General features: G+C 72.0%; 24 protein-coding genes and 1 pseudogene. 10 read left to right on the plus strand and 15 right to left on the minus strand.

Annotated features, from left to right (window positions below; all coding sequences use genetic code 11):
* Nucleotides 1-97 precede the first annotated feature (97 nt).
* The 3 genes and pseudogenes from ACFXMF_RS11510 to ACFXMF_RS11520 all read right to left on the minus strand — a co-directional run.
* The gene (locus ACFXMF_RS11510; RefSeq protein ID WP_360315495.1) at nt 98-739 is read right to left on the minus strand and encodes a hypothetical protein; all 642 of its coding nucleotides are present in this window, start codon (nt 737-739) and stop codon (nt 98-100) included.
* Nucleotides 736-1,530: a hypothetical protein gene (locus ACFXMF_RS11515; protein WP_360315497.1), complete on the minus strand. Its 795-nt coding sequence runs from the start codon at nt 1,528-1,530 to the stop codon at nt 736-738. The genes ACFXMF_RS11510 and ACFXMF_RS11515 overlap by 4 nt, the downstream gene beginning before the upstream one ends.
* Before the next feature lie 124 nt (nt 1,531-1,654).
* Nucleotides 1,655-2,670 (minus strand): annotated as a pseudogene (locus ACFXMF_RS11520) (aldehyde dehydrogenase family protein); the annotation flags it as partial.
* 240 nt (nt 2,671-2,910) lie between these two features.
* Between ACFXMF_RS11520 and ACFXMF_RS11525 the strand changes: the two are divergent.
* The 3 genes from ACFXMF_RS11525 to ACFXMF_RS11535 all read left to right on the plus strand — a co-directional run bounded on the left by ACFXMF_RS11525 (nt 2,911) and on the right by ACFXMF_RS11535 (nt 5,496).
* Nucleotides 2,911-3,729, plus strand: coding sequence for a tyrosine-protein phosphatase (locus ACFXMF_RS11525; protein WP_360315499.1), 819 nt, complete (start codon nt 2,911-2,913; stop codon nt 3,727-3,729).
* A gap of 143 nt (nt 3,730-3,872) precedes the next feature.
* Nucleotides 3,873-4,664, plus strand: coding sequence for a GNAT family N-acetyltransferase (locus ACFXMF_RS11530; RefSeq protein ID WP_360315501.1), 792 nt, complete (start codon nt 3,873-3,875; stop codon nt 4,662-4,664).
* 124 nt (nt 4,665-4,788) lie between these two features.
* Nucleotides 4,789-5,496 (plus strand): DivIVA domain-containing protein, encoded by a 708-nt coding sequence (locus tag ACFXMF_RS11535; protein WP_379991158.1) that lies wholly within the window; start codon nt 4,789-4,791, stop codon nt 5,494-5,496.
* Between the two features lie 131 nt (nt 5,497-5,627).
* Here ACFXMF_RS11535 and ACFXMF_RS11540 read toward each other — a convergent pair whose 3' ends face one another.
* The 7 genes from ACFXMF_RS11540 to ACFXMF_RS11570 all read right to left on the minus strand — a co-directional run bounded on the left by ACFXMF_RS11540 (nt 5,628) and on the right by ACFXMF_RS11570 (nt 14,283).
* Nucleotides 5,628-6,770 carry a zinc-binding dehydrogenase gene (locus ACFXMF_RS11540; RefSeq protein WP_379991159.1) on the minus strand — a complete coding sequence of 381 codons (1,143 nt, stop codon included), beginning with the start codon at nt 6,768-6,770 and terminating at the stop codon, nt 5,628-5,630.
* Nucleotides 6,767-7,078 (minus strand): antibiotic biosynthesis monooxygenase family protein, encoded by a 312-nt coding sequence (locus ACFXMF_RS11545; protein WP_360315509.1) that lies wholly within the window; start codon nt 7,076-7,078, stop codon nt 6,767-6,769. Before ACFXMF_RS11545 ends, ACFXMF_RS11540 begins: the two co-directional genes overlap by 4 nt.
* Nucleotides 7,075-7,746, minus strand: coding sequence for a glycerol-3-phosphate responsive antiterminator (locus ACFXMF_RS11550; protein ID WP_360315511.1), 672 nt, complete (start codon nt 7,744-7,746; stop codon nt 7,075-7,077). The genes ACFXMF_RS11545 and ACFXMF_RS11550 overlap by 4 nt, the downstream gene beginning before the upstream one ends.
* A gap of 28 nt (nt 7,747-7,774) precedes the next feature.
* Nucleotides 7,775-9,316: an FAD-binding oxidoreductase gene (locus ACFXMF_RS11555; RefSeq protein ID WP_379991160.1), complete on the minus strand. Its 1,542-nt coding sequence runs from the start codon at nt 9,314-9,316 to the stop codon at nt 7,775-7,777.
* Between the two features lie 79 nt (nt 9,317-9,395).
* Nucleotides 9,396-11,114, minus strand: coding sequence for a glycerol-3-phosphate dehydrogenase/oxidase (locus tag ACFXMF_RS11560; RefSeq protein ID WP_360315515.1), 1,719 nt, complete (start codon nt 11,112-11,114; stop codon nt 9,396-9,398).
* A 95-nt stretch (nt 11,115-11,209) separates the two neighbouring features.
* On the minus strand, nt 11,210-12,742 hold the full coding sequence (locus ACFXMF_RS11565) for an FGGY family carbohydrate kinase (RefSeq protein ID WP_379991161.1): 1,533 nt from the start codon (nt 12,740-12,742) through the stop codon (nt 11,210-11,212).
* Between the two features lie 68 nt (nt 12,743-12,810).
* Nucleotides 12,811-14,283, minus strand: coding sequence for an MFS transporter (locus tag ACFXMF_RS11570; protein ID WP_360315519.1), 1,473 nt, complete (start codon nt 14,281-14,283; stop codon nt 12,811-12,813).
* A 266-nt stretch (nt 14,284-14,549) separates the two neighbouring features.
* On the opposite strand from ACFXMF_RS11570, the gene ACFXMF_RS11575 reads away from it, so the two are divergent.
* The 3 genes from ACFXMF_RS11575 (at nt 14,550) to ACFXMF_RS11585 (ending at nt 16,124) form a co-directional block, all read left to right on the plus strand.
* Nucleotides 14,550-14,825: a hypothetical protein gene (locus ACFXMF_RS11575; RefSeq protein ID WP_360315521.1), complete on the plus strand. Its 276-nt coding sequence runs from the start codon at nt 14,550-14,552 to the stop codon at nt 14,823-14,825.
* Nucleotides 14,822-15,064 (plus strand): hypothetical protein, encoded by a 243-nt coding sequence (locus ACFXMF_RS11580; protein ID WP_360315522.1) that lies wholly within the window; start codon nt 14,822-14,824, stop codon nt 15,062-15,064. The genes ACFXMF_RS11575 and ACFXMF_RS11580 overlap by 4 nt, the downstream gene beginning before the upstream one ends.
* A 67-nt stretch (nt 15,065-15,131) precedes the next feature.
* The gene (locus ACFXMF_RS11585) at nt 15,132-16,124 is read left to right on the plus strand and encodes an aldo/keto reductase (protein ID WP_360315524.1); all 993 of its coding nucleotides are present in this window, start codon (nt 15,132-15,134) and stop codon (nt 16,122-16,124) included.
* Nucleotides 16,125-16,167: 43 nt separating this feature from the next.
* Here ACFXMF_RS11585 and ACFXMF_RS11590 read toward each other — a convergent pair whose 3' ends face one another.
* From ACFXMF_RS11590 to ACFXMF_RS11610, 5 genes are all read right to left on the minus strand, one after another.
* The gene (locus ACFXMF_RS11590) at nt 16,168-16,833 is read right to left on the minus strand and encodes an HAD family phosphatase (protein ID WP_360315526.1); all 666 of its coding nucleotides are present in this window, start codon (nt 16,831-16,833) and stop codon (nt 16,168-16,170) included.
* Nucleotides 16,834-16,966: 133 nt separating this feature from the next.
* The gene (locus ACFXMF_RS11595) at nt 16,967-18,052 is read right to left on the minus strand and encodes an exo-alpha-sialidase (protein WP_360315528.1); all 1,086 of its coding nucleotides are present in this window, start codon (nt 18,050-18,052) and stop codon (nt 16,967-16,969) included.
* Nucleotides 18,053-18,185: 133 nt separating this feature from the next.
* Nucleotides 18,186-18,548: a DUF2203 domain-containing protein gene (locus tag ACFXMF_RS11600; RefSeq protein ID WP_360315530.1), complete on the minus strand. Its 363-nt coding sequence runs from the start codon at nt 18,546-18,548 to the stop codon at nt 18,186-18,188.
* A gap of 97 nt (nt 18,549-18,645) precedes the next feature.
* Entirely contained in the window at nt 18,646-18,861 is a 216-nt protein-coding gene (locus ACFXMF_RS11605; RefSeq protein ID WP_360315532.1) for a hypothetical protein, read from the minus strand.
* 42 nt (nt 18,862-18,903) lie between these two features.
* Nucleotides 18,904-20,148, minus strand: coding sequence for a helix-turn-helix domain-containing protein (locus ACFXMF_RS11610; RefSeq protein ID WP_360315534.1), 1,245 nt, complete (start codon nt 20,146-20,148; stop codon nt 18,904-18,906).
* 279 nt (nt 20,149-20,427) lie between these two features.
* Here ACFXMF_RS11610 and ACFXMF_RS11615 point away from each other — a divergent pair, with 279 nt between their 5' ends.
* The 4 genes from ACFXMF_RS11615 to ACFXMF_RS11630 are packed head-to-tail and all read left to right on the plus strand — an operon-like array spanning nt 20,428 to nt 24,374.
* Nucleotides 20,428-22,923, plus strand: coding sequence for a nitrate- and nitrite sensing domain-containing protein (locus ACFXMF_RS11615; RefSeq protein ID WP_379991757.1), 2,496 nt, complete (start codon nt 20,428-20,430; stop codon nt 22,921-22,923).
* Nucleotides 22,920-23,378, plus strand: a complete 459-nt coding sequence (locus ACFXMF_RS11620; RefSeq protein WP_360315538.1) for a roadblock/LC7 domain-containing protein — start codon at nt 22,920-22,922, stop codon at nt 23,376-23,378. Before ACFXMF_RS11615 ends, ACFXMF_RS11620 begins: the two co-directional genes overlap by 4 nt.
* Nucleotides 23,375-23,809, plus strand: coding sequence for a DUF742 domain-containing protein (locus tag ACFXMF_RS11625; protein WP_360315540.1), 435 nt, complete (start codon nt 23,375-23,377; stop codon nt 23,807-23,809). Before ACFXMF_RS11620 ends, ACFXMF_RS11625 begins: the two co-directional genes overlap by 4 nt.
* Nucleotides 23,790-24,374 (plus strand): ATP/GTP-binding protein, encoded by a 585-nt coding sequence (locus ACFXMF_RS11630; RefSeq protein ID WP_360315542.1) that lies wholly within the window; start codon nt 23,790-23,792, stop codon nt 24,372-24,374. The genes ACFXMF_RS11625 and ACFXMF_RS11630 overlap by 20 nt, the downstream gene beginning before the upstream one ends.
* Nucleotides 24,375-24,390: the final 16 nt, after the last annotated feature.

A 24,390-nucleotide genomic window follows, 5' to 3' on the forward strand; every position in this document is an offset into this window, starting at 1 on the left:
GGGGGGGGGGGGGGGGGGGGGGGGGGGGGGGGGGGGGGGGGGGGGGGGGGGGGCCGGCCCCCGCCGCCCCGCCGGGGGCCCGGGCCCCCCCGACCGCTCAGAACCGGACCGACCGCTCGATCGACTCGATCTCGGCGAACCGTTCGGTGGCGCTGCTCGGGGCCGAGGACAACATGTAGATCGGTACCGCCCCGGTGTCGATCACGGTGACCCGCAGCCGGAACGGCGCCACGTTCTTGTCCTCGGGCGCGCACTCGATGTCCATCAACCACGCGTTGCGGCCGTCGAGTCGGGCCGCCTCGCTGGAGCGGACCGAGTCCTGGGCCTTGGCCGGGTAGATCAGTTCGAGCTGGGTCCGGCCAACGGTCTCGGCCATCTCCGGCATCGAGCGCGGTTTGGCCACGTACACCTTGGTGTCCACCACGCCGACCATGAACGTCCCGAGCGGGTTCTTCGGGTCGGCGGTGGGCTTGGCGGTGGGGTCGGTGGCCTTGGGGTCGACCGTGGAGGCGACCGAGGAGTACAGGCCGACCACGGTGTCCGGCGGCTTGGCGTACCAGCCCTGGGGCAGCACGTACGACACGTGCGCCTTGGGGTCGCGGATCTCGCCGGGCCGGGCCGGCTGCGTGGGCGACGGCGTCGCGGACGGCTCGGCCTTGGCATCCCCGTCGTCGGCCGGGCCGCACGCGCCGACGGCTATCAGTGCGGCCACGGTCACCCCGAGCGCCGCCCGCCTCATCCCTCGACCTCCACGTCGCCCGCCTCGACCGCCGCGCGGTAGGCCGCCTCGACCTCGCTCCGGTCCGCGCCCTCGCGGTCCAGCAGGTGCGCGTACAGCAGGCGCGAGCCGTCGATGCCCGAGTCGAGCGCCCGCCGGATGTGCTCACGCGCGGCGTGCAACCGACCCGCGTCGAGTTCGGCGTCGCCGAGGTCGACCAGCGCGTCCTCCTGGCCCGCCTCGACCGCCCGGGTCAGCCACGCGATGCCGTCCTCGATCGCGTCGCCGTTGAGCAGCAGCCGGCCGAGGTTGGCCATCGCGAACTCGTCGCCCGCCTCGGCCGGCGGACGCAGCAGCGCCTCCGCCTCCGCGTCGCGGTCGAAGTCCTGGAGGAAGGCGGCGAAGTCGTTCGGCGCGTCGGGGTCACCGGCTTCGAGCGCGGAGGTGTACCAGCGCTCGGCCGCCTCGGGCTCGTCCAGCGCGTCCGCCAGCAGGTTGGCGATCGGCAGCGCCCACTGCGTCTCGCCGAGCCGATGCCGATCGATCAGCAGATCGACGGCGGCGTCCGCCCGGCCGGTGACCTCCAGCAGCTCGCTGAGCGCGTCCACCGCCTCGGCGTCCCCCTCCGCCAACGCCTCCCGCAGGATCGCCTCGGCGGTCTCGTCACCTCCCGCGAACATCAGCTCGCCGGCCTTGCGCCGAGCCTCGGGCACGCCGGAATCGGCGGCGTCGAGGTAGAGCTTGACGGCGGCATCCATGCGTCCCTCGCGCATCGCTTGGTCGGCCTGGGCGAGGTGGTCAATGCCGGACATGGTCCTGCTTTCGGATCGCGGGGTGTGGACCCACGAGCCTGCCACATCCCACACCGTTCCCCGCGCCTGCCACGAGTCGAGTCGGAGGTGCGCGGAGCCCACGAACGCAAGGTGCGGGCCCCGCTCAGAACGGATGTGGCGCGATGTCGCCCCGTACGGTGACCCACCGGGTCTCGGTGAACGCGTCGATGTTGGCGTCCGGGCCACCGAAGCGCGCGCCCGCGCCGGAGGCCGCCTGGCCGCCGAACGGCGCGTTCGCCTCGTCGTTGACCGTCTGGTCGTTGATGTGTACCAGTCCGGTGGGGATCGCGTCGGCGATCCGCATGGCCGACCCGACGTCACCCAGGATGCCGAGCGAGAGCCCGTACTCGCTGTCCCGCGCGAGCGCGATCGCCTCCTCGACCGTGCCGAACGGTACGACCGGCGCGACCGGTCCGAACACCTCGTCGGCATACGCCGGCATCGTCGGCCGCACGTCGGCCGGCGCCGTCGGCCGATAGAACAGCCCCTCGTGGGTCCCCCCGGCGGCCGGCCGCGCGCCCGCGGCCACCGTGTCCCGCACGAGCGCGTCGATCCGGCGCAGTTGGCCCTCGTCGACGATCGGGCCGAGCGCGACGTCCTTGCTCACGGGATCGCCGACCGGCAGCCGATCGGCCCGTTCGGCCAGGGCCGCCACATAGTCCGCGTGCAGGCTTTCGTGGACCAGGTGCCGACCGGTGGTCATGCAGATCTGGCCCTGGTGCAGGAACGAGCCCCACGCGCCGGCCGACGCGGCCTTGTCCACGTCGGCGCCCGGCAGCACGATCAGCGCGTTGTTGCCGCCGAGTTCGAGGTGGGCACGCTTGAGCAGGCGTCCGCAGGTCTCGCCGATCCGGCGGCCGGCCGCGGTGGATCCGGTGAACGAGACGATGCGGACTTCCGGGCCTCGACCAGGGCCGCCCCCGTCTCGGCGCCACCGGGCAGCAGGTGCAGGACGCCGGCGGGCAGCCCACCCTCCTCGAACACTCGGGCCAGGACGACCCCGCCACCGACCGCCGTGCGGGGATCGGGCTTGAGCTTTCGGACTGCCGAATACGCCCTGGACGTTGCTACGAATCCGGACACGGCGGGCCAATACCTTCCACTGAACGGAAGCAACAGGAGCCCGGAACGAAAACCGAGCGGCTCGGGGCAGCGGCCGGAGATCGCGCAGCCCGGCCGAACGGCGGGCAGAGGTCGCGCGGGCGCCGAACAGGGGCGGGCGGCAGTGGCGTGGGCGCCGGGCAGGCGCCGATGGAAGTTGCGGGCGCGCGCAGCGTGGAAGGTGGGCGGAGGCTGCCTCGGTGCCGGGCGGGTGCACGGGGCGGGGCGTCGATCGGTAGGTCGACATAGGATCATGCGATGAACCAACCGACGCGACGCCACGTCGACTTCGCCCGCCTGCACAACTTCCGCGACATGGGCGGATACCGGACCGCCGACGGCCGCACGGTGCGTTGGGGCGCGCTGTACCGCTCCGACTCGCTCGGCAAGCTCGAAGGCGCGGACTGGGAGACGTTCCTGGCGATCGGGGTCCGCACGGTGATCGACCTGCGCTACCCCCAGGAGATCGCATACCGAGGTCGTGTCCCGGCCCACGAGTCGTTGACCTACCACAACCTCAGCATCGAGCACCGCCCGTACAACCAGCCCGACTTGGCCGAGGACGTACTGCCCGGCCCGTACCTGGCGGCCAGGTTCGCCGAGGTCGCCGAGGACGGCGTGCGTGAGATCCGCGAGGCGCTCGCGGTGATCGCGGCGGCCGAATCCGCGCCGGTGGTCTTCCACTGCGCCTCCGGCAAGGACCGCACCGGCCTGATCGCCGCTCTGGTCCTGGCCCTGCTCGGCGTCCCCGACGAGGACATCGTCGCCGACTTCGCGCTGACCGAGCTGGCCACGGCCCGGTTGCTCGCCGACTGGCAGGCCGAACACGACGGCGCGACGCCCCGCTGGCCGGCCTTCGGCCGCGCACCGGCGGAGGTGATGGAGCTGTTCCTGGCGGACCTGGCGAAGACGTACGGCTCCCTGCACACGTACGTCACCGACCGTCTCGGCTTCACCGAAGCCGAGATCGAAGCCCTCCGCGAGGCCCTCCTCGAATCGGCCGACGCCCCTACCGGCCCGGTTGTCGGGGGCGCCCCGGTCACCTCCGACACCCTGGGCACGCCCGTCACCCCGTGACGCGGTAGCCGCGCGGCTGCGTCTGCCGCGCGCCCGGCGCTCCCCCGGGCCCGCCCGGGCGCGCAGCCCGCAGCCGCGGTCGGGCGCGCCGCCCAGCCGAAAATGCCGGCCCCGGCCCCGGCCCGATGTGGTGGGGTGGCCGGATGAACGTGACCTCCCTGGCCTTCCGCACCGACCTGATGTTGCTCACCCTCCAGGGCAGCCACATCGACGAACGTGACGGCTACCTCGTCGTCCGGACCCCGGCCAACCCCACCTTCCACTGGGGCAACTTCCTTCTCCTGGCCGCGCCGCCCGCTCCCGGCACGGCCGCCGCCTGGATCGACACCTTCCGGCGCGAATTCCCCGACGCGACCCACGTCGCGCTCGGCGTCGACGGCACGACCGGCGCGGCCGGCGACCCGACCGACCTGGCCACCGCCGGCCTGGCCGCCGAGCGCAGCACCGTCCTGACCGCGACGACCCTGAACGCGCCCCCGCGACCCAACACCACCGCGACCTTCCGCATGGCCGAATCCGACGACGACTGGGCCCAGGCCGTGGCCCTCACCGAGGCCACCAACCCCGGCTACGCCCCGGCCGCCTACCGCGAATTCGCCACCCACCGCCTGGCCGGCTTCCGCAACCTCCAGGCCCGCGGCCACGGAGCCTGGTTCGGCGCCTTCGAAGACAACCGACTCCGCGCCGGTCTGGGCCTGTTCACCGACGGCCGCGGCCTCGCCCGCTACCAGACCGTCACCACCCACCCCGCCCACCGCAACCAGGGCCTCGCCACCACCCTGGTCCACGCCGCAGCCCGACACGCCCAATCCCACTGGTCGGCCGAAACCCTGGTAATCGTCGCCGACCCCACCTACCTCGCCATCGACCTCTACCGCGCCCTCGCCTTCACCGACACCGAATCCCAAGTCCAACTCAGCGCTGACGCAACCTGACCCGCGCCGAGCACGGCAAACACCCTTGGGGCGGGTCGGGTGGTCGCGATCCGGTGGTTGGCCGTCCGGGTGGCGGCGACGGCACGGTTGTAGCCTTCGCGAGCGGGTCGAGTGGAGGCAAGGGGTGTCGAGAACGTGCGGCAGCGAGTACTTGGGGGCGGGAATGCAGTGGAACTTCACTCGGACGCGGCTGCGTGAGGGGTACTCGATCGCCGACGTGGACGCGTTCCTGGCCTTGGTGCGCAGCAGCCTGGACGGCACCGCCGCGGTACCGCTGACGCCGGCTCAGGTGCGCGAGCAGCAGTTCACCACCGTTCGACTGCGCGAGGGCTACGACGAGGACGAGGTGGACGCCGCGCTCGACGAGATCGAGGCCCGATTGGCGGCGCGCGGCGGGGCGTGGGGCTCCGCCGGGAGCCGCGGCGCGGACACGAGGGCGGACCGGGGCGCGAATCCGGGAGCGGACCGGAGTCCGGACGGGAATCCGGGCCGGAGTACCGATCCCGGCGCGGACCCGGAGGAGGTCCGGGTGGCGGCCGAGCGGTTCGCCGACGCACGCGCCGAGGCGGACGTGAAGGCGGTGACCCTGCGGCCCGCCGGGGAGCGCTTCGCGTCGGTCCGGCGCGGCTACCCCCGGGATACCGTCGACGCCCTGGTGAGCCGGGTCGCCGAGGCACTGCGCGGCCGGGTGCGGCTGACCCCCGAGGAGGTTCTCGCCGACCGCTTCGACATCGCCCGCCGAGGGTACGACCGCGCCGAGGTGGATGCCTGGCGCGATCGCACCGCCGATCTGCTGATCCGTCGCCGGCTGGACGACGCGGCCGGAGACTGAAGGCGGCAGGGCCCGCACAAGCAGACGAGCACGAGCCGCCGGACCGGACGAACCGGGCCGGGCCCACCCGCACTCACCCCACCCGACCCGGGCCCGCCGCACACTCACCCCACCGCCGGGCCCACCCGCACTCACTCCACCGGGGCCGCCCCCGTCCGGATCACCTGCCGAATCGCCTCACCGCTCGCCAGGGCCTCCATCGCCTCGTTGAGGTCGGCCAGTTCCACCGTCGAGGTGTGCAGGTACTCGACCGGCATCAGGCCGGCCCGCCACAGCGCCAGGTAGCGCGGGATGTCCCGACGCGGCACCGCGTCGCCCATGTACGAGCCGATCAACGATTTGCCCTCGCCCGCGAAGGCCAACGCCGGCACCGCGTCCAGCGTGCGGCCCGGTGCGGGCAGGCCGACCGAGACCACTCGGCCGCCCCGGTCCACCGCGGCCAGGCAGTCCGCGACCACGGCCGCGCTGCCGACCGCCTCGATCGCGACGTCCGGGCCGCCGTCGGTGAGGTCGCGGATCGCGCCCACCGCGTCGGCCGGGTCGTACGCGTGCGAGGCACCCAGCCGCAGCGCCAGGTCGCGTTTGGCTGGCATCGGGTCGACCGCGACGATCGGGTACGCGCCGGCCGCCCGCGCACCGAGCACCGCGGACAGCCCGACCCCGCCGAGGCCGAACACCGCGACCGACTGCCCGGGCCGCACCGCCGCCGTGTTGATCACGGCGCCGGCCCCGGTGAGCACCGCGCAGCCGAACATCGAGGCCACCGCGAACGGCACGTCGCGCGGGATCGGCACCACCGATTCCTGTGCCACCACCGCGAATTCGGCGAACGCGGAGACCCCGAGCTGGTGGTGCACGACCTCGCCCCCGGCATCGCGCAGCAACGCGGGGCCGTGCAGGAGCCCGCCCGAGCCGTTGGCCGCCGCGGCGGCCGAGCACAGCGCCGGGCGGCCTTCGTCGCAACGCGTGCAGTGGCCGCAGCTGGGCACGAACACGAGCGCGACGTGCTCGCCCGGCGCGACCCGGTCCACCCCGGGCCCGACCGCCTCGACCACGCCGACCGCCTCGTGTCCGAGCGCCATCGGCAGCGGCCGGACCCGGTCGCCGTTGACCACGGACAGGTCGGAGTGGCACAGGCTCGCGGCGGCGATCCGGACCAACACCTCGCCCTCGCGCGGGTCGCCGAGTTCGACCTCCTCGATCGCGACGGGCCGGCTCGCCCGATACGGACGTTCGCGCGATATCCCACGCAGCACCGCTGCCCGCATCTTCACCGGGCGTCCGTCGCGGCCGCGTCCCGAGGGCTGAGCCGCACCACGTCCCGGCTCGCCAGCAGCGGCACCACCTGCCCGAGCACGATCTCGGCGAAGTGCGCGGAGGCGCAGTGCGCGGTGAAGTCGGCCTCGGCGTCGTACTCCTCGTACAGCACGATCGTGCGGGCGTCCTCGACACCCTGGTGCACGCGGTAGCCGCGACAGCCGGGTTCGGCCAGCGAACGTCGGGTCATCTCGTCGAGCAGCGCGAGCACCCGTTCCTGCTCGCCGGGGTTGGTCAGGTAGCGGGCGACGACAACATAACTCACGGTGTATTTCTCCTACTTGCATGAGAGCCGGCCTGGGACGGCGACCCGAGCGCCGCGAGCCGATCACGGCTCAGGTCCCACAGCCGGGGGTCGGACGTGGCCACGGCGACCGCGCCGAGCGCGAGCGCGGCGGCCGCGTCCTCGGCGGTCTCCACGAACCCGGCCGCGACGAACGGCGACATCGCGCGCTTGGCCTCGGGGGTCATCCGCGCCACGATCGGCGACGGCATGATCTCGACCAGGTCCGGGCCGCCGCGGGCGATCGCGTCGGTACTGCGGCGCATGTTCGAGCGGTCGGTGACGAACACCTTCTGCATGGTCAGCAGCCCGAGCGGGCGCCCCTTCTCCATCAGCGACAGTCGGGTGCTGACCATGCCGTGCGCGCCCATCGCCTTGAGGAACTCCAGGGCGCCCTTGTCCTGGGCCAGGCCCGGGCAACTGTCCACGTTGACGAACACCGTCTTGCCCGCCTTGCCGAGCAATTGCACGATATTCGGCAATTGCCCGACCGGGATGGACGCGAGGATGCACACCTTCGCCGGCGCGCCGAGGAAGTTCTGCAGGCGCTGGGGTCCGATGATCGACGCGATGACCGGTACCTCGGCGAAGGCGGACGACAACACGGAGGACATCCGGGGCCCGCTCGCGGGGCGTTGACTGGCGTTCATGACCTACCTGCGCTGGGTCTCGGCCGCCTCACGCATCGAAGCGGTTGGGGAGGCCCAGTTTGCCAGGATTGAGTATTCCGACCGGGTCCAGGGTCTCCTTGACCTTGACGAACGTGTCGAAACCGGCGCCGAGCGCGGCGGGCAGGTACGGACCGCGCAGCAGGCCGCAGCCGTGGTGGTGGCTCAGCGCCGCGCCCTGGCGGATCAGCACCTCGTTGGCCGCGTCCCACACCGCGCGGTACCACTCGCGCCGCCTGGGCCGGTCCACGTCGCCGCGCAGCGAGAAGTACACACACGCGCCGTCGGTGTACGCGTGCGACTGGTGCGCGGACGCGGCCAGCGTGCCCGGCACCGACTGGATCGCCGCGACCACCTCGTCGTACACCTCGGCCAGCGCGGTCCAGGATCCGGCGATCTCCAGCGTGTCGGCGACGAAGCCGGGGCCGGGGGTGAAGCCGTCGGAGGACTTGCCGACCAGCATCCGCTCCTTGAGCCAGCGCTCGAACACCGTGTCGCTGTCCAGTTCGGGGCCGTACGCCAGGCAGACCTCCTCGCTGACCTTCAGCATCGCGTCGACCAGGATCGGGTCGCCCTCGTCCGCGATCAGCAGCAGGTTGGTCTCGGGGTGGCCGAAGTGCACCCCGCTCTCCAGCTTGTCGTACAGGCGCAGCACGGCCGGGGTCGCGCCGCGCTGCATGATCTTGCGGCACGCGTCCAGGCCCTCGGCGAAGGTCTCGAAGCCGAACGCGAGCGCCTTGGCGTAGGTGGGCAGCGGGTGCACCCGGATCCGGGCGGAGGTGATCACGCCGAGCGTGCCCTCCGAGCCGATGAAGATCTGCCGCAGGTCGGGGCCGGTGGCGGCGCGCGGGTAGTCGCCGTAGGTGGCGCGCGTGCCGTCGGCGTGCACGACGTCGATGCCGACGACCATGTCCTCGATCTTGCCGTAGCGCGTGGAGAGTTGGCCGGCGCCGCGGCAGGCGATCCAGCCGCCGACCGTGGAGACGGCGAACGCGGACGGCCAGTGGCCGGTGGTGGCGCCGTAGGTCTCCTGGAGTTCCTGCTCGAACAGGTCGCCGAACATGCCGGCTTCGACGTCCACGACGAGCGATTCGGCGTCGAAGGAGCGGATCCGGTTCAGTCCGCACAGGTCGAGCACGACGCCGCCGTGCACGGGCAGGGCCGCGCCGGTGACGTTGCTGCGGCCGGCGGAGGCGGTGACCGGGATGCCGGCCGCGTTGCAGATCCGCAGTACGGCGGCGACCTGGTCGGCGTCGACGACCTCGACCACGACCGCGTCCGGGGTGGCCGGGCGGCCGTCGGTTTCGCCGATCATGGTGCCGGCCCACCAGTCGCGGGTGCGGGTGACGACGTCCTCGCGGTCGGTGTACACGGCCTTGGCGACGCCCTGCAGGTCGGTGATCACCGACGCGGGGACCTCGACCACGGCGCCCTGCAGCGACGCGTCGCCGGTGCCGACGGGGGTGTTGCGGGCCCATTTGGGCGGCGTGGGCGCGCCGACGATGTAGTCGCCTCGGTTGAACGGGTTGGTGATGGTCTGCCTGCTGATCACTGGTCTGCTCCTTCGGGTCGAGCGAGTTGTGGGGTACACCGGGTGTCGTGGGGGCGGGCGGCACGATCCGCCGTGTGTGTCACGCCCGTCGGCCGGCCCCGGCGGACGCGTGCGCTGCCTCGGCCGGCTCGAAGTCGCCCAGCAGCACCGCCTTCTCGTGCCGCACGGCGGCCAGGTAGTCGGCGACCTGGCGTTCGATCTCCGGCTCGGACAGGCCCAGTTCGGCACCGAGCAGCCGGCCCACCTCGGGCGCCGCGGCGGCCGAGGCGTCGCGGGCGAACAGGCGCGATCGGGTCCGGCGCGAGAGCACGTCGTCCACCGAGCGGGCCAGCTCCGAGCGGGCCGCGTAGACCACCTCGGCCCGGATGTACGGCATGCCCGCGACCACCGGTTCGGCCAGCGTGGCGTCCTCGGCGAGCAGGTCGGAGACGAAGCGCGCCTCGGTGCCGTAGCGCTCGCCCAGGTGCGCGGCCAGCCCGCCGGAGGCGGCGACCGCCTCGGCGTCGTAGCCGGCGCCGCCGATCAGCGGCAGGTTCGCGGTGCGGCTGCGGCCCTTGCGGCCGAGCACCTGCATCACCTTGTCGATCACCAGCTCGCCCATGTGCCGGCTGGTGGTGAGCTTGCCGCCGGTGACGGTGACCATGCCGCCACGACCGACGGCGATGTGGTGGTCGCGGCTCATGTCGAGGGTGGCGCCCTCCTTCTTCCCCACCAACGGACGCAGCCCGCCGATGCTGCCGACCACGTCGTCCGGGGTGAGCTTGCCCTCGAAGGCGGTGTTGGCGCCTTCGAGCAGGAACTCCATCTCCGGGCGGGTGCAGTGCACGTCGTCGACGGAGCCGCGGTAGTCCTCGTCGGTGGTGCCCAACACGACCGAGTCGCCCCAGCGGGTGCAGGTCGCGCGGCGTGCCCGGCCGGGGATGGGCACGGTGACCGTGCAGTCGATCCGGACCTTGCTCCACGGCACCACGATGTGTACGCCCTTGGCGGGTCGTACCTGCGGCTCGTGTGTGCCGTCGGCCATCGAGTCGACCGCGTCGCTCCAGACGCCGGTCGCGTTGACCACCGCCGACGCGCGCACGTCGAACCGCTCGCCGTCCACCTCGATCCGGGCGCCCGCCGCCCGACCGCGTTCGTCCAGGACCCGATCCACCTTGGCGCCGTTGAGCACGGTGGCGCCGAGCGCGGCGGCGGTGCGCACGATGGTCAGCACGAGCCGCGCGTCGTCGGCGCGGCCGTCGAAGTACATCAGCCCACCCTTGAGGTGGTCGGCCCGCAGCGTGGGCGCGTGCGCGAGCACCTCGTCGACGGTCAGCCGCTGGTGCAGCTTGCCGATCCGCCAGCCACCGACCAGGTCGTAGGTCCACAGCAGACCCTCGAAGCCCTTGGCCAGCCGGGCATCGAAGATGCCCTCCTTCTCCAGGATCGGGAACAGGAACGGCAGCCGGTGCACCAGGTGCGGTGCGTTCTTGCGGAAGCGGTGCCGCTCCAGCAACGAGTGCCGGACCAGGTTGACGTTGCCCTGCTCGATGTAGCGCAGGCCGCCGTGCACCATCTTGGACGACTTGGAGGAGGTACCGGAGGCGAAGTCGTCCTTCTCCACCAGGGCCACGTCCAGACCGCGCGAGGCCGCGTCGAGTGCGGCGTACGCGCCGGTGACGCCGCCGCCGATCACGAGCACGTCGAACACGTGGTCCGCCAGCCGGCGCTTGGCCCGGCTCCGGTCGAGAAGCAGCGGCTTCCCTCTCGTGGCCGCCGCTGACGCACGCCGAGGCTTGCGGGCGGGCAAGGTGATCACAACATCAACTCCTGGAATCTGTCCGGCGGTTCGATGACCGGCCGCCGGGTGGTACGTGTTGCGGGTGGCCTCGCGGCCGACTGCGGGTCCGCGCCTCAGTCGAGGTGCGGTGCGAGCACGGTCCGCCAGGCGGCCCGTTGTTCCTCGCGTTGTCCGGGAGTGGTGGTCGGCGCGAAGACCCGGCCGCGCGGTTGCGCCTCGACCACCTCTTCGAGCGAGGACCACAGGCCCTCGCGCACGCCCGCCAGATAGGCGGTGCCGCGCAGGCTCGCGGTCGCCGAGTCGGCGGCGCGCTCCAGCGGCAGGCCGACGACGTCCGCCTGGATCTGCATCAGCGTGTCGCTGCCGGCCACGCCGCCGCCCACCCGCAACCGCCCGAAGGGGGCGCGCATGGTCTCGGCGACGCCGTCGATCAGGTCGCAGACCGAGTGGGCGATCCCGTCCAGCACGGCGCGGGCCACATCGGCCCGGGTGGTGGCCAGGGTCAGGCCGCTGAGCGCGGCGCGCGCCTCGGGTCGCCATGCGGGGGTGCGGATCCCGGCCAGCGCGGGCACGAACCACTCGCGCCGGCCCGACTCGGCCGTTCCCCGGGCCTGCGCGGCGAGTTCGCCGATCTCCGCGGGCGAGGCGAAGAAGCCCAGGTCGTCACACAACCAGCGCAGCGCGGACCCGGTGGTGGAGCAGTACGCCTCCAGGCTGAAGTGCGTGGTCTCGCCCTGCCGCCAGCCGGGTTGGGCCAGGACCCCGGTCACGCCCGGGATCGGCAGCGCGGGGGTGTCCCCGGTGGCCGCGTCCACGAACGTACCGGTGCCGTACACGCACATCCCCTGCCCGGCGGCCAGCCCGCCGAGCGCGATCAGCGCCGCGTGCTGGTCGCCCATGACCGCAGCCAACGGCAGGTCGAGGCCCAGGAGTTCGGGGTCGATCCGGCCGTAGCCGGGGTCGTCGTCGGCGAACAGGTCGGGCAACAGGTCGAGCGGGTAGCCCAGTTGCCCGACCCACTCGTGGTCCCAGGCGTGTTCGCGGAGCAGGTAGGCGCCGACCGAACCGGCGTTGCTCGCCGAGACGGCGTGCGCGGCCCCACCGGTGAACTTCCAGGCCAGCCAGGTGTCCACGGTGCCGAACCGCAGCGTCCCGGCCGCGTGGGCGGCGGCCACCTCGGGCTGCTCGGCGAGTTGCCGGGCGGCCCACAGGAACGGCGCCCGGCTGCCCACCGGGCGACCGAGCCTGGCGGTGAGCGGCTCGTCCCATTCGGCCTCGTAGGCGAGCAGGTCCCGGGCGTACCGCCGGTCCTGCCACACACAGGCCGGCACCAGTGGCCGGCCGGTGCGCGCGTCCCACAACATCGCGGTGGCCCGCTGGGTGGACAGCGCGAGTGCGGCGATCTCGACGTCGTTCGCGTGCGCCCAGGCCAGCGCCTCGCGGCAGACGGTCAGGGTGGCCGTCCAGATCTCCACCGGGTCCTGTTCGACCGAGTGTTCGTCGGGATGCCGCACCGCGATCTGCCGGTACGCCACGTGGCCCACCGTCCCGGAGTCCAGCACGACTCCGGCCCGGGTCCCCGTGGTGCCCTCGTCGACGGACAGGATGCCGAGGCGCCGTCCGGGAGCGTGCAACGTCTTCGTCATCACAGCCCTTTCGGTCCGAAATATGCGATTGCGATCTCCGCGTGCGAGTCTTTCGCGGGAGGTCTGCGTCAGCGGGCGAGCAACGCGGGGTTCGCGGGGCCGGCCGAATCGGTGGGCGACGCGGTGAGCGTGGGCACGTCCGGGTCCTCGTCCGGCGAGATCGCCCGGGTCGGGTCCCACTTGATCGCGATGCACGTGAGCAGACCCAGCAGCGGGACGATCGCCAGGACCAGGAACGTCTTGTCCAGGCCGATGCCGTCCTTGATCTGCGGGAACAGGTAGAGCCCCGCCACGCTGCCGAAGCTGCCGATCATCCCGGTGACGCCGGTGCCCAGGGTGCGCACCTCACTGCGGTAGGACAGTGCGGCGATCGACTTGCCGTTCGCACCCGGGCCGGCCGAGTGACAGAAGATGAACAGCGCCGGGAGGATGAACGCGATCCAGGTCGGCACCCGGTCGAAGGTCAGCCCCATCCCGACCAGCATCACGAACACGCCGCCGAAGCCGAGCGCCGAGCTGACCCGAAGGCCCAGTTTGCGGGCGAAGTACGCGGAGAGGATGCCGCCGACGATGCCGAAGGCGTTGAACACCATCGAGCCGATGGTGGCCTTCTCGAAGCTGTTGCCGAAGATCGCCAGGCTGATCACCGGCAGGTACCAGCCGACCGCGAAGTACTGCATGGACTGGCCGAGCGAGATGGCCGAGGACAGCAGGGTGCGGGGCAGGTACTTGCCGCGGAACAGGATTCCGGCCTGCTTCATGCCCACGTTCGGCGGCACCTCGTCCGCGTCCGCGTCGTCGTGCGCGGCGCCGGCGGCGGCCGGTTTGGCGGCGACGGCCTCGATCCCGTAGATCCGGTGCAGGTTGCGCGCCGCGTCCTCCAGCCGACCCTTGGTGGCCAGCCAGGTGGGACTCTCCACGAGGAAGGCCCACTGGAGCAGGAACAACGACAACGCGATCACCCCGGCCGAGCCGACCGACCAGCGCCAGATGTCCGCGCCGACGTCGAACTTGAAGCAGATCAGGGTGAGCAGCAGGTTGCCGGTGGTGGCGATGTACCAGATGCCCTGCCACAGGTTGAGCCGGCCGCGCAGCGACTTGGGGGTGTACTCGGCGAGCAGCGCCATCGCCACCGCGAAGTCGATCCCGTAGGCGACGCCGACCAGGACCCGGCCGATCCACACCACGGTGAAGTCGTCCGCGGTGGCCGCGATCACCGCGCCGGCCAGCGCGAACAGCTTGGCCAGCAACAGTGGGGGCACCCGGCCGATCCGGGTGGCCAGCCACCCGCCGATCGGGTTGAACAGGATCGCGAGGGCCGGCGCGGTGGCGGTGAGGATGGAGACCTGGGTACTGCTCAGGTCCATCTGCTTCGTCATCGGGGCGAGCCCGGCGCCGAGCGCGGCATTGGAATACGCGTCGAGGAAAAGGCCCCCGAACACGAGGAACCAGATGACCTTGGCCCGACCGGAGATTCTCCCCAGTCGGTCGATGAGCGCGACGACGTCCTTGACGCCTCTGACGCTCTGCTGCTGTGCCATGTACCCGTCCTCGGAAAAAAGGACCAGTCGGCGACACGCGAGCGCTAACGCGTAGGAGGGCACAGCGAAGCCACCGACAGGTGGTCTTCGTCTGTTCCTGCCAAAGAATGATCTGGACCCTACGAGGGACATTTTGGGCTGTCAAGGGTCCGTAAAGGACCGATCCACCGCCCACCCCCGAGGCGGCACGGCGCGCGACCGGTTCACCGGGTCCGCCGCCGCGCGCCGGCTACCGGCGCCGCGCCGCCCCGTGTCACGCTGGCGCCATGAGTGATCGCCCAGTCATCCACGCCCACCACAACGGCCGTGTGGTCGAGCTGCCCGGCACCCTGGCGGACATCCGCGCCGCCCTCCCCGAGCACGAGCGGGCCGCGTTCGACCACGACATCCAGCACGCCGCCATCGACAACCTGCCGGCGGTCGCCTCCGCCTGGGCCAAGACTCCCGAGATGCGTGACCACGACGACGCCGTCGCCGCCCGAGTCGCGACCGGCGACCACCGCGGCCTGTACCACCCCGATGGCACACCGGTCGAGCCGTGAGCAAATACCGCGTGCAGTACACCGACAACGCGCTCGCCGGGTACAACGCCCTGACCGCCTCCACTCGCCGGGAATTCGACCGAGCCGTCGATGCCATGTCGCACTCGCCGCGCACCCACGGGGACGCGATCCGCGGCAACCCCGACCGGCGCACCGCGGTATTGGCCGGGGTGATCACCGAATACGAGGTCAGCTCCGGCGTCCTCGTGGTCACCATGCTCCACGTGCGCGGCCTGTGAGTCGAGGTCGGATGCCGACCGCGCGGCGGCATGGCCGCCGACCAGGGAATCGGGCGAAGATGGGGCCATGATCCACAAAGCTTCCGATGATCGTTACGAGTCGATGCGCTATCGCCGGGCCGGGCGCAGCGGGGTGCGGTTGCCCGCCGTGTCGCTCGGGTTGTGGCACAACTTCGGGGACACCCAGCCGATGGAGGTGCAACGGGCGGTGTTGCGGCGGGCCTTCGATCTGGGGGTGACGCACTTCGACCTGGCGAACAACTACGGGCCGCCGTACGGGTCGGCCGAGGCGAACTTCGGGGTGCACTTCCGGGCCGACTTCCGGCCGTACCGCGACGAGTTGTTCATCGCGTCCAAGGCCGGCTGGGACATGTGGCCGGGGCCGTACGGCGACGGCGGGTCGCGCAAGTATCTGCTCGCGAGTCTGGACCAGTCGCTCGCCCGGATGGGGCTCGACTACGTCGACGTCTTCTACTCGCACCGCTACGACCCGGAGACCCCGCTCGAAGAGACGATGGGCGCGCTGGACACGGCGGTTCGCTCCGGACGCGCGCTGTACGCCGGCATTTCCAACTACGGTCCGCAGGAGCACCGTCGGGCGGTCGAGATCCTGCGCGACCTGGGCACACCGGTGCTGCTCAACCAGTCGGCCTACTCGATCCTGGACCGCGAACCCGAGCGCGGCGTGCTGGACGCGATCGGCGAGACCGGGACCGCGCTGATCGCCTATTCGCCTTTGGCCCAGGGCCTGTTGACGGACCGATACCTGGACGGTGTGCCGAGCGATTCGCGGATGGCGGTGGGTCATTTCCTCACCACCGACCAGCTCACGAAGGAGCGTCTGACCCTGCTTCGCGCGCTGAACAAGCTTGCCCAGGGCCGGAATCAGACCCTCGCGCAGCTCGCGCTCACCTGGATCCTGCGCGACGAGCGGGTCGTGTCGGTGATCGTCGGGGCAAGCAGCGTACGGCAGTTGGAGCAGAATCTGTCCGCCGTCGGGCAGCCGGATCTGACCGCCGCCGAGATCGCCGAGATCGATCGGCTCTGCGCCGAGCTGTGACGTGGGCGGATTCGCGGCCCGCCGCGAATCCGCCGGACCGGACCTACGCCCGCGCCGCCGCGGACACGGCCAGTTCGCCGGCCTCGATCGAGGCCAGGGACTCGACCACCCGGCGGCCCGGGGCGGGCTCCATCGCGACGGTCGAGGACACCGCCAGGACGGCGCACCCGGCGGCCTCCGCCGAGGTGACGCCGACCATGGTGTCCTCGACCGCGACGCACGCGCTCGGCTCGACCCCGAGCGCGGTCGCCGCGGCCAGATAAGGGGCGGGGTCGGGCTTGGTCCGCGGCACGTCCTCGGCCGCGACGGTCACCGCGAATCGGGCCGACCCCAACGCGTCCCGCACCAGGTCCACGACCCGACGCGGCGACGCCGACACGATCGCCAACGGCACGCCGGCGGCGGCCAGTTTGTCCAGCAGCGCGAGGACCCCCGGCAGCGGCTCGATCCGGGCCTCGACCCGGGTCGTGAACGCCGCGTCCAGCGCGTCCGTCAGTTCGTGCACACACGGCGCCTCGGCGACCACCTCGTGCAGGTAGCTCGCCGTGTGCCCGATCGCGTGCCCGACCACGTCCGCCGCGTCCGTCTCCCCCAACGCGTAGCCGACCCGGCCGGCCACGTCCGCCACCGCCTCCCACCACAACTGCTCGGTGTCGACGAGGGTCCCGTCCATGTCGAACAACACGGCGGCGGGCGATACGGCGGACACACTGACTCGTTTCGATGGGCTGAGGCGAGGACGTCACGACCCTCTCAGCCCGACGTGAGCGCAGTGCCACGATCGGGTTGCGCGCACGTGAACGTGTGTGGACCCCAACGGCACGGGGTGCGGCCGGGCCCGGTCAGATCACCGCCGCGCGCAGCGACAGGACGTCCGGGAGGTGTTGGGCGATGCGTTCCCAGTGGTCGCCGTCGTGTCGGCCGCGGTAGACCTCGCCGCTGCGGGAGCCGAAGTACAGGCTGGTGTCCTCCGCGTCGTCGGTGCACATCGCGTCGCGCATCACGGCGGTCCAGAAGTCGTCCGGCAGGCCGTCGGCCAGGGCGGTCCAGGACTTGCCGGCGTCGTCGCTGCGGTAGACGCGGCATCGGCCGTCGACCGGGAAGCGCATCGCGTCGGCGGTGAGCGGGACCACGTAGACGGTGTCCGGGCGGCGCGGGTGGACCACGATGGTGAAGCCGAAGTCGGCGGGCAGGCCGTCGGCGATCGACTCCCAGGTCGCGCCCGCGTCGTCGCTGCGGTAGACGCCGTGGTGGTTTTGCAGGAACAGCCGTTCGGGGCGGTCCGGGTGCCGGGCCACCTTGTGCACGCACTGGCCGTACTCGGGATACTCGTCCGGTTGGAACGTGACGTGGATGCCGGTGTTGGACGGGCGCCAGCTCGCCCCGCCGTCCTCGGTGACGTAGACCCCGCCGGTGGACATCGCGACCAGGATCCGTTGCGGATCGGTGGGGTGCGGCAACACCGTGTGGATCGCCTGGCCGCCGAAGCCGGCCTCCCAGTGCGGCCGGTGCGGGTGGTCCCACAACGCCCGCACGAGTTCGAACGAGCGCCCGCCGTCCGTGGAGCGGAACAGCGCGGAGGGTTCGACGCCGGCGTAGAGCACGTCGGGTTCGGAGCGGGCGCCGGGCACCAGTTGCCACACCCGCTCGACCGAGGCGCCCGCGTCCGCCGGGAACCCGACCCGGCCCAGGTCCGGTTCGCGCCAGGTCGCGCCGAGATCGTCGCTGCTGACCACGACCGGGCCGAAGTGTTCGTGGACCACGCCCGCCAGCACCCGGGGCGCGGGCCCTCGGGTGTCGATCGCGACCGAGTAGACGCCGGTCATCGGATGGTGCGGCCCGGTGTAGGCCCAGGATCCGTCGCCATCCGAGCGACCGATCCACAGGCCCTTGCGGGTGCCGATGGCGAGCAGGACGGAATTCGTCATGGTGACCTCCAGGCAGCGTTCCGTACTCGGGGAACGCTACGCGGCGGCGGGGACAATCGCCCGATTCGACGCGATCACCCTGGTTTCGTGCACTTCCTCTCGGCAATCGGCCCCGTGCGATCGTGCTCGCGTGCTAAGGAAGCGGTCGGCGGCCGGCGAAGCCGAGGTCGAGGCGGTGGTACCAGCCGAGCCGGCGGTCGCCCTCCAGCCAACACAACAACACGGGTACGCCGTCCAGGTCGGCCGGGAAGTCCACGAGCAGCGGCGCGAAGCCCTTGAGTTCCGCGCCGGTCTGCTGGACCTCGGTCATCAGCTCGTCGAGCCGGGCCTGCATGCCCTTGAGTTCGGGCAACCCGCCCAGCTCACAGCGCGTCTCGCCGCGTTCCAGCGCGACCGCGACCTCCGCGGCGTCCGCCCGGACGGCGATCAGCTCGTCGAGCACCGGCAACAGTCGGGCCAGCTCCGCGCGTGCCTCGTCGACCGTGAACAGACCCATGCGGCACAACCTCCCGTGTCGTGCGCCGGCCGACGATGGCGCGCGCCGATGGTAGCGCCGCGGCCGACGCGCGGGGCCGCCGGCGCCCGCGAAGAGGTCAGCCGAAGTACTTGGTGTTCTCTTCCACGCCCGGAAAGGAAGCGTGATTGGCGTGCACACCGAAGATGCCGCCGGAGGATTCCGCCCGGCCGGTGCGCTCCTGTTCGATCCGGAGGCCCTCGTGGCTCGTGGTGTGCCCGCGCTTGCCGACCGTGACGGCGATGACCGTGACCAGCGCCATCAGGACGAGAACGAAAGAGATGATCGTGATCACGGTGCCCCCTGGGGGATTGTCCGGTCCGGCGCTTCGACTGTGCTACATGATCCATGCCCGCTCCGGCCCCGACGACCCATTTCCCGCGCACCGGGCCGCCAGTGCCCGCAATCGGGACTCGTCGCCGTCGGTGGACGAATCCAGCCGCAGGATCTCCTGGACGAAGCGGCGATTCATCGGCCGGCAGCGGACCTCCTGGGCCGCGACGGCCTCCGCCTCCAAGAGCGCGCCGACGGCTTCGCTGCGGCGGCCCACCGCGGCGAGGGCACGGGCGAGGTCGATCAGGTGCCGGGCCTGCCGACCGCGCGGCAGTACGGCGAGCGCGGCCGGGGTGAACCGACCGGCGATGGCCCGCGCGTACTCGCCGAGCAGGACATGCGCGGTGACCCGATGCAGCCGCACCTGGATCGCGCCGGGGTCGGCCCGCTCGGCCCCCTCCAGCAGGTCGCGCGTGGCGGGCCGATCGCCGAGCCGGGCTGCGGCCAGCGCCGCGCCGAGCCGCAGGGTGCGCAGCGCCGCCCGGCCGGGCCGGCCGCGGGCACCCAGCGCCGGGGCCAGGTCCGCCTCCGCGCCGAGCGCGAATTCGACGGCGGCACCCGCGCCTTCGTGCCCGACCATGGCGCCGGTGAGCCGATGGGCGGCCCGGGCCAGGACCACCACGTCGGCACTGCGGCCGGCCGAGGTGACCGCCCGGTCGGCGGCGCGCCACGCCAGCGCCGGTTCGCCGTACACGTGCGCGACGGCGGAGGCGAGCGCGAGCGCGGCGGAACGCACGACGGCCACGGCGGGCGCCGTGCTCCCGGCGCTCTCGGCGGAGTCGGCCGCCGACTCCGCCGGGCTCGCCCGCGTCGTCGCCCCCGCACCCGCGGTCGCCTCCAGCACCGAGGACACCACCCGGTCCAGGCAGCCGTAGTCCGCCGCCGCGTACGCGGTCCAGCCGTAGGTCAACTCCCGGCGCAGCACCCCGAGGTCGACCGGCGGCCCGGTGGTGCCACCCGCCAGCGCCGTGTCGGCCCGGCGCAGCGCCGCCCGTACCGCGGCGAGCGGATCGTGGTTGCGGGCCTCCCGGTCGGGTGCGGCGGGCAGCAGTCGGTCGATCCCGATGTGCAGGACGAGTGCGGCTTCGGCGAGCATCGACACGCGCGGGTCGGCTTGTCGGTGGCCGGCCTCCACGTCCTCGACCCAGCGCACGGATCGGCCCATCAAACGGGCGAATTCGGATTGGGTGAGGCCACGACGTGTACGCCAGTAGGCGATTCGCCGGCCGATTCCGGGCGCCGTCTGCATGTCGGGCCGCTCCTTTGGGTATTGCCGAGTGCGCGTCCGGTGACCGAGTCGCCGCGGGCCGACGTATCATCGTCGTTCTGCGCCGTTTGTACCGCACGGGCGGGAAGTTCCCCACGCACACTGCGTGGATTCTGTCGGCTGCCCCGCAGGTACCTTCGGCCGGGTCGCGGCAACCGCATTCGGGACCGGGTTGCCCTTGCGGGAGAGTCGATGAAAAAACTGTTGCGTGTCCCCGGGGTCGGTCGGACCCGAGCGGCTCGCTCGCGGCCGGGTCGTACGTTGTCGATCCGGACCTTGCTGGTACTGCTCACCGTGGTGCCCTCGATGGCCATGGTCGCCCTGTGGGGCATCGCCACCTACCGGTTGGTCGACCACGCGAGCAGCCTGGACAACGAGGTCTCGGTGGCCGAGCGGGCCGGCAACCCCAGTTACGCCACAATGGTGAATCTGCAACTGGAACGGCGGCTGACCGCGGGCTGGATGGCCAAGCCGACGCCGGCGACGGCCGAGGCGCTGCGGGCGCAGCGGGTCAGGACCGACGAGGCCGTGGGCCAGTTCGTCGCCTTCGCCGAAAGCGATGCGCGGGACACGCCTGGGCACGTGGTGCGCCGAGCGCACGAAATAGTGCCTCAGTTGACCCAACTCGCCGACGCCCGCCGCCAGGTGGACGCGACCGGCGCGGTCGGGCGGGATCGTTGGCTGGGTTACTACACGAAGCAGGTCGCCAACCAGATCTCCATGGTCCAGGCGCTGGCCGAGACCTCGGACACCGACGTCACCTTCGCGGGTCAGTTCCTGGTCATACAGTTCCGCGCCGGGGAGGCGTTGACACAGGAAGACATGACGGTCACGTTCGCGCAGGCCGGAGGCCGGTTGACCCAGCCGGACTTCGCCTCGTTCGTGCAGAACGTGGGCGTGCGTCGGCACACCCTCGAAGACGAGGTCGAGCCGTTCCTGCCCGCCGACCTGCGGCCCCTGTACGTGGCGCTGACGCAAAGCCCGGCCTGGCGGGACCTGACCGCGATGGAGGACGCGATCATCGCGGCCGTCGACGCCCCCAGGGACCAGCGGGCCGCGGCCGGCTCCGGGATACCTCTGCCTGCCGAACTGGCGAAGTGGCGCGAGACCTTCGATCAGCTCGCCATGCCCAACACGGCCTTCGACTTCGCCCGGGTCGAGCAGGTGTTCGCGGCGGGTGACGCGGCCACCTCGGACACCTGGAATCAGGTGTATCTGCTGAGCGCGATCGGCCTGGGCTTCGTACTGCTCGGCGCCCTGCTGTGTTGGCGGGTGACCCGCTCGGTGCGGCTGCGCCTGTCCCGGCTGCGCGACGCGACGGTGGAACTGGGCTCGCGGCGGCTGCCGCTGATCATCGACCGGTTGCAGCACGGCGAGCGGGTGGACCTGGCGGTGGAGGCACCGGACGTGCCGGTGGGGCGGGACGAGATCGGCCAGGTGGCCTCGGCGTTCAACGCCACGCAGCGGGCCGCGCTCGACGGTGCGGTGCAACTGGCCCGCCAGCGCGAAGGCTTCGCAAAGGTGTTCGTCAACACGGCGCTGCGCACCCAGTCGCTGGTCAACCGTCAGATCGGTGAGTTGGACGCGATGGAGCGTCGGCACCAGGACCCCGAACTGTTGCGCGAGTTGTTCACCATCGACCATCTGGCCACCCGTCTGCGCCGCTATGAGGAGAACCTCGTGGTGCTCACCGGCAACCGGCCGGGCCGGCGCTGGAGTCGCCCGGTCCGGATCGTGGACGTGATACGCGGTGCGGTCGGTGAGGTCGAGGACTATCACCGGATCGAGGTGTATTCCGACCGTGACCTGCAACTGTCCGGCCCGTCGGTGGGTGGGTTGATTCACCTGCTGGCCGAACTCGTGGAGAACGCGACGACGTTCTCGCCGCCGGACACACCCGTGCATGTCCGGGCGGTCTCGGTGGCCAAGGGCCTCGCGATCGAGATCGAGGACCGCGGCCTGGGCATGTCGACGGACGAGTACGAGTCGGCCAATCGACAGTTGGCCGTCCCGGTGAGTTTCGATGTGATCGCGCTCGCCGAGGACGTGCGGATGGGCCTGTTCGTGGTCGCCCAACTCGCCGATCGGCTCGGGGTGGAGGTCACCCTGCGGCCCTCGCCGTACGGCGGCACGCTGGCGATAGTGTTCTTGCCCGAGGAATTGATCACCCGGAGTTCGGGTGCGTCCGGCGAACCGGACCGGGCGGCGGGGCCGTTCGAACACGCGCTCGCGGCGGATTCGGATTCGGAGTCGGAGTCGGACATGCAGTCCTCGGTCGGGTCGGCGATCGACCCGACCCCGGTGGTCGGTGCGGCGCGCTCGTCCCGGGACGACGTCGAGTCGGACTCGCCGGATCGGCAACACCCCGAGCCCGTGCTGCGTTCGCTGGAGCGGGTGCCGGCCGCGCCCGTACCCGCCGGTGGCCTCGTCGCCACCGCCGAGGAGACCACCGCCGACGGCCGACGGGCATTGCCGCGTCGGGTCCGGCAGCGCAATCTGCCGATGCCGTTGCGTACCGAGGCGGCCGGCGGAGGCGAGAGCGACCCGGGAACCGGGTCGAAGCCCTCCACTCCGCGCGAAGCTGCGGCTACCTTGTCCTCGTTCCGGTTCGCGAGCCAACGAGCGCGCGAGGCGTCCGAACCGAGCGCGGCCGGCGACGAGTCCGCGATCGACACCGAACCCGGAACCGGGGCCGAGCCCGCACCGGGCCCGAGCCCCGCCGCCGGAAGCACCACGCACCCTGGGGAACCGTCATGACGAACACGCACGATCTCGCCGGCGGCACGGCCACCACCGCAACCGACAATCGGCTGGACTGGTTGTTGACCGACCTGGTCAAACGCGTGCATCAGACCCGGCACGCGATCGTGTTGTCCGAGGACGGGCTGCTGATGAGCCGATCCGAGACCATCCCGCGCGACGACGCCGAGCAATTGGCCGCCGCGGCGGCCGGGTTGCAGAGCCTGGCACGCAGCATCGGCCGGGGCTTCGCGGGCGGTTCGGTGCGCCAGACGCTGGTGGAGATGGATGACGCGTTCCTGTTCCTGACCGCCGCCGGCAAGCGCGCGCACCTGGCCGTACTGGCCGAACAGAGCGCGGACGTGGGAGTGGTCGCGTTCGAGATGAACATGTTGGTGAAGAAGGTCGGCGAGTACCTCGGGACACAGCCACGCGGCGACGGGGCGGGCGATCCGGCGGGTGGTCGGGCATGACGTCCCGGTGGGAGCAGTCCTGGGATGAGGACGCCGGCCCGTTGGTACGGCCGTACACGCTCACCCGGGGGCGCACCAAGGCCATACGGGACGCGGATCTGACCTTGATCACGCTCGTCACCACGGTCGCGCCGGACGAGCCCGGGGGCCGCGCCCCGGCCGCGGACGATCCGTCCGCGGCCGCGCGCCGCAAGGCCCGGGACGGGCGTGGCCGGCAGCCCGAGCACCAACAGATCCTGGAACTGTGCCGGGAGCCGCAGGCGGTCGCCGAGGTGGCCGCGCTGATCGACCTCCCGGTGAGCATCACCAAGGTGCTCGTCGACGACCTGCTCCGCGACGGCCTGGTGACCGTACGCGCCCCGCTGGCCCTGGCCCGAACCCCCGATCCCGCACTGTTGAAGAAGGTACGTGATGGTCTCCTTCGGCTCTGACCGGTTGCCCGAGCATGCGGCGGCGGTCAAGATCCTGATCGCGGGCGGGTTCGGGGTCGGCAAGACCACCCTGGTCGGCACGGTCAGCGAGGTACCGCCGCTGCACACCGAGGAGGTGATGACCGAGGTCGGCGTGGGCGTGGACGACCTGGTGGGCGTCGAGGACAAGTCCCGCACCACGGTAGCCCTCGACTTCGGCCGGATCACGCTGTCCGAGGACCTGGTCCTGTACCTGTTCGGCGCGCCCGGCCAGGAGCGGTTCTGGTCCCTGTGGGACGACCTGGCGATAGGCACGCTCGGGGCGATCGTGCTGGTGGACACCCGACGGCTGGAGGCCGGCTTCGGCGGCATCGACTTCTTCGAACGCCGAGGCATCCCGTTCGTGGTCGCGATCAACCGCTTCGACGACGCGGTCGAGTACACGGTCGAAGAGGTTCGCGACGCCCTCGACCTGGCCCCCGACGTCCCGATCGTCCCCTGCGACGTGCGCATCCGCACATCGGGCCGAGACGTCCTCCTGGCCCTCGTCGACCACCTGATGTCCGCCCCCCTGGCCCTCGCCTAGCCGACCCGGCCTCCGA

It is taken from the genome of Embleya sp. NPDC059213, from assembly GCF_042754445.1.
Classification (GTDB): Bacteria; Actinomycetota; Actinomycetes; order Streptomycetales; family Streptomycetaceae; genus Embleya.